This is a genomic window from Azospirillum sp., from assembly GCF_035627195.1.
In the GTDB taxonomy this organism is placed as follows: domain Bacteria; phylum Pseudomonadota; class Alphaproteobacteria; order Azospirillales; family Azospirillaceae; genus Azospirillum.
In genome coordinates this window covers 1-4544 of record NZ_DASPMG010000159.1, presented here as the reverse complement: position 1 = coordinate 4544, position 4544 = coordinate 1, and the positions used below count along the sequence as shown (strand labels likewise).

At 71.6% G+C, this 4544-nt stretch carries 5 protein-coding genes; 3 read left to right on the top strand and 2 right to left on the bottom strand.

The window, feature by feature from the left end; genetic code table 11:
- Positions 1–196 precede the first annotated feature (196 nt).
- Positions 197–1687, bottom strand: a complete 1491-nt coding sequence (locus VED21_RS14745) for a malonyl-CoA decarboxylase (protein WP_324883224.1) — start codon at positions 1685–1687, stop codon at positions 197–199.
- Between the two features lie 507 nt (positions 1688–2194).
- Here VED21_RS14745 and VED21_RS14740 point away from each other — a divergent pair.
- The 3 genes from VED21_RS14740 (at position 2195) to VED21_RS14730 (ending at position 3190) form a co-directional block, all read left to right on the top strand.
- Positions 2195–2395, top strand: coding sequence for a hypothetical protein (locus VED21_RS14740; RefSeq protein WP_324883222.1), 201 nt, complete (start codon positions 2195–2197; stop codon positions 2393–2395).
- Positions 2396–2420: 25 nt separating this feature from the next.
- Positions 2421–2705, top strand: coding sequence for a hypothetical protein (locus VED21_RS14735; RefSeq protein ID WP_324883219.1), 285 nt, complete (start codon positions 2421–2423; stop codon positions 2703–2705).
- Between the two features lie 224 nt (positions 2706–2929).
- Positions 2930–3190 (top strand): hypothetical protein, encoded by a 261-nt coding sequence (locus VED21_RS14730; RefSeq protein WP_324883217.1) that lies wholly within the window; start codon positions 2930–2932, stop codon positions 3188–3190.
- Between the two features lie 137 nt (positions 3191–3327).
- Here the strand turns inward: VED21_RS14730 and VED21_RS14725 are convergent.
- Positions 3328–4544 (bottom strand): NAD(P)H-hydrate dehydratase (locus VED21_RS14725; protein WP_324883215.1); only part of this gene is annotated, 1217 nt, incomplete at its 5' end.

Here is a 4544-nt window from a genome sequence, read left to right as displayed (position 1 = left end):
CCCACGACCGAAGTCACCGGAACCTAAATCCGGCGCGTCTACCAGTTCCGCCACGCCCGCTACGGCAATGGCGGATCCGGCCGGAGGGGTCGCCCCCGCCCGTCCGCCAGCGTGGGGGCCTCTATAGCACAACGGAATCCCAGCAAACACACAAAATGGTCTTACGCGCGACGGTCATACACGGGGCAGGCGCCCCCTACGGCCCCTTCAGCAGCGAGCGCAGCGCCGAGGAGGCGTTCACCTTCCCCTCGCCCGTGTAGGATTCGTGGTTCGCCTCGATCTCGCCCAGCTTGTAGCGGTAGTTGATCATCATGCCGCACGACTGCGCGATGCCCTTGGACGAGGTGTCGGCCAACCAGTTCAGCCGCTCCATCCGCGCCCCGTTGGACAGGTGGAAGTGCGCCACCGGGTCGCGCGCCCGCACCCCGGCGCCGTCGCCCGGCCGCACGTCGGTCAGGTAGATGGCGCACAGCCGCGCCAGCGGCCCGCGCAGCGCCTTGGACAGGCTCTCGTGCCGCCACCACGCCTCGCGCCCCAGCGCGGATTCCAGGATGCCGCGCCCGGGGATCACGGATTCGGCAAGGTCCAGCCACTCGGCGATGCGGTCGCGCTCGGCCGGGGCCAGCAGCCGGTCGCCCTGCTCCGCCATCCGGCGCTCCAGCCAGCGGCGGAAGCCGGGAATCGGCGACAAGGTGGCGAAGGTCTTCAGGTTGGGGAACTCGCCCGCCAGCCCGTCGACCACGCGCTTGATGAGGAAGTTGCCGAAGCTGATGCCGGCCAGCCCCTTCTGCGCGTTTGAGATGGAATAGAAGATGGCGGTGTCCGCCGCCTTCGGGTCCACGACCGGCGCCTCGGGGTCGAGCAGCGTCTGCACGTTGTCCGACATGCCCTGGACCAGCGCCACCTCGACGAAGATCAGCGGCTCGTTCGGCATGCGCGGGTGGAAGAAGGCGAAGCAGCGGCGGTCGGAATCCAGCCGGTCCTTCAGGTCCTGCCAGCCGCGGATCTCGTGCACCGCCTCGTACTTGATCAGCTTCTCCAGAAGCGACGCCGGGCTGTCCCAGGTGATGCGGTGCATCTCCAGGAACCCCACGTCGAACCACGCGCGCAGCAGGCTCTTCAGGTCGTCTTCCAGCGCGCGCAGCAGCGGCTCGCCGTCGGCCATCTCGATCAGCTCGGCGCGCAGGTCGACCAGAAACTTAACACCTTCCGGCAAGGCGTTGAATTGCGTCAGCAATCGCAGGCGCGGCGGCTCCAGCGCGCGGCGCAGCGCGCGTTCGGCGCGGCCACGCTCCACCGGGTCGGTGGCGGCGCGGAAGGTGTCGACCGCCTCGTCGACCGCCTCCCGGTCGACGTCGAAATCGCGCGCCAGGATCATCAGGAAGTTGCGCCGCCCCTGCGCGTCCAGCGCCAGGTAGGCGCGGCCGAGCTGGGCGGCGCGCGCGCGCGCCGACACCTCGCCGCCGCGCGCCTCCAGGCAGGCCTGCATCTGCGTGCGCAGGCGCTCGGCGTCCTCGCGCGGCAGGTGCGGGCGGGGTGCCGCGCCCACGGCGGTGCGGGCGGAGGCGGCGATGTCGCGCCAGCGCGCCCGCAGGTTCTCCAGCGCGCGGTCGAACAGGCCCGGCGGCGGGGCGCCCGGCGGCTCCGTCTCCGGAGCGGCGGCGATGGTGCTCTGGCTCTCGCTCATGCGCGGAAGTCTGCCGTCCGCGCCGCGCGCGGGCAAGCGGGAAGGCGGGCCTAGGCCCTCCAGACAGGCGGCGCTCCGGACGGCTACCCCATCCGGCCGGCCGATGCCCGGCGCAACCGCTTCGGCCGGAAGGCGGAAGGCGGCGCTTCGCCGGCCGGGCTCAGCCGACCGGATGCGGTCCTATTTCCCTTGTGAGGATTGTCCGAACAGACAATTCGCGCGACATTGGACGGACAAGGCCGACGGTACGATCATCTCTACAAAGCGGTACCGGAACGGCCTTTCGCATAGACGCGGTATGATGATGCGGGCAGTCGCTCATACTTCCGGCGGATGCCCGGCGGCTTGACCATAAATAAGCTATGGGCAATCATCTTGGCGACGGCGGTGCAACGCCATCTCCAATACTGCGTGACTGCGCAATAACAATTGCGTCAACTTTGTAACAAACCCATCCCATGGCGCAGCCATGGCGGTGCGGGGCCACTCTTGCCGGGAGGACGCGACATGCTGAAGCGGGACGGGCGCGCCATGGTGGATCATCTGCTGGACGACCCGATCGTCGACCTGATCCTCGCCCGCGACGGCATCACGCGGGCCGACGTCCTGCGCGTCATGGAAACCGCGCGCCGCGCCCGCGTGGCCGGGCTCGCGCTTGGCCACGCGCTTGACCCGGCGCTTGAGCCCGCGTTCGACCGCGCCGCCTGACCCCGCCGGAGCGAGGAGACCACCCGTGCCCCTGCAATCCGACCCGGCCGCCTTTTCGATCACCGCCCTGCTCGCCGACCAGGTGACGCTGATCGCCCGCCACGAGGGGGTGTCGCCCGGCGCCGCCGCGCTGATGCTCCGCCAGATCATGGACGGCCACGGCGGGCGCCGGCGCCTGCTGAGCATGTTCGAGCGCGAGCTGAGCCGCGAGCCAGACCCGGCCGAGGCCGCCAAGATCGCCATCGTACGCTCGGAAACCGCCGCGTGGCTCGCCGCCATGGAGCAGCGTCCGGCGCGGGCCGCGTCGTAGGCGCGGCCCGCGCGGAAAAAAATCGCGTTCGAAAAATCGCATTCGATGGAACCTCTTGCCGACGCATGCCACGAAAGCGGCATGACCGACGCCGGCCGACGGCCGGGTTACAGAGGAAACATCGAATGCGTTCCCGCCTGATTTTCGGAGCCGCAGCGCTCTCCGCGACCCTCGCCGCGAACGCCATCCCGGCTTCCGCGCAATCCTCCACGCCGAAGATCTGCGTGACCAACAAGTCGAACTTCGTCCTGGAGGCGAACGTCATCACCCGCCGGCCGAACATCTCGCGGTCGACGGGGATCTACGTTCCCGTGAACCAGCACTACTGCGTCGACCTGTACCCGACTGAAACGGCCGACAAGGTTTGGATCCGCCCGATCCCCGGCTCCGAGACCCCGTACCCGGTGGGCCAACCGAACTGGCAGGGGATCTACAACGCCGTCGTCACCGGAACGGCGCTCTCGTACAAGGTCGAGTGGCGGTAGCGCCGGCCCTGGACATACCCGCCGGAGGCAGGTCAGTTTGGAAAGCCCCTCTCCCCTCGCGGGAGAGGGGCTTTCCAACCTGACCGCGAGATGTGTGCATGCCGTAGCGGCCCCGCAGGGGAAGGGGCTATGGAGCCCTAGCCCAGTTGCTTCAACCTGCGCAGGACGGCCGGCAGGGCGTCCGGCAGGTCCTCGGCGATCAGCCCCGGCCCGACCTCCATGGCCGCCGCGCCGTGCAGCCACACCGCGGCGCAGGCGGCCTCGAACGCCGGCATCCCCTGCGCCAGCAGGCCCAGCACCAGCCCTGCCAGCACGTCCCCCGCCCCGGCCGTGGCAAGGTCGGGCGGCGCGTTCGTGTTGACGGCGGCGCGCCCGTCCGGCGCCGCGACCACCGTGTCCGCCCCCTTCAGCAGCACGACCGCCCCGCAGCGCGCCGCCGCCGCGCGCACGCGGCCGATCTTGTCGCCCTGCACGTCGAAGACGCGGGAGAACTCCCCGTCGTGCGGCGTCAACACCCAGCGCCCGTCCAGCCGGTCCAGCAGGTCGCCCGGCGCGCCGGCGAAGGAGGTCAGCGCGTCGGCGTCCAGCACGCCCGTCTTGCCCGCCGCCAGCGCCGCCAGGACGCGCGCCCGCGTGTGCACCCCCACCCCGGCGCCGGGACCCAGCAGCACCGCGTTCTTGCGCGCGTCGCCCAGCAGCGCGGCGAAGCCCGCGTCGTCCTCCACCGGCTCCACGATCACGCTGGGCGAGGACGCCGCGTACACGGCGAAGGCCTCCGGCGGGCAGGCGACGGTGACCAGACCGGCGCCCGCGCGCAGCGCCGCGCGCGCCGCCAGCCGGCCGGCGCCGGTCATGCGCCCTCCCCCCGCCACCACGCCGTGGCCGCGCGCGTACTTGTGCGCGTCGGCGTGCGGCCAGGGGTATTGGCCCAGCCACAGCGCCGGCCCGTTCTCCCACTGCCGCGGCCGGATGTCGTCCAGCACCGCAGGCGGAATGCCGATGTCGGCCACCACCGTCCCGCCGCAGTGCAGGCGGCCGGGCAGCAGGCGGTGGCCCGGCTTGGCCCGGAAGAAGGTGACGGTCAGCGCCGCCTGCGGCGCGGCGCCCAGGATGGCGCCGCTGTCGCCGTGCACGCCGCTGGGCACGTCCACCGCGACGACGGTTCGCCCCTCCATGGCGTCCACCAGCCTGCGCGCCATGCCTTCCAGCGGCCGGGCCAGTCCGGCGCCGAAAAGCGCGTCGACCACCAGCGGGTCGCCGTCCAGCAGCGCCGGGTCCGGCGCCTCCACCGGCCCGGTCCAGCGCTGCGCCGCCTGCGCCGCGTCGCCGCGCAACGCCGTGTAGGAGCCCAGCA

What these genes read in the sequence shown, in the direction of transcription:
- VED21_RS14745 (WP_324883224.1), bottom strand. Translation starts at nt 1,687, where the DNA reads ATGAGCGAGAGCCAGAGCACCATCGCCGCCGCTCCGGAGACGGAGCCG.
- VED21_RS14740 (WP_324883222.1), top strand. Translation starts at nt 2,195, where the DNA reads ATGCTGAAGCGGGACGGGCGCGCCATGGTGGATCATCTGCTGGACGAC.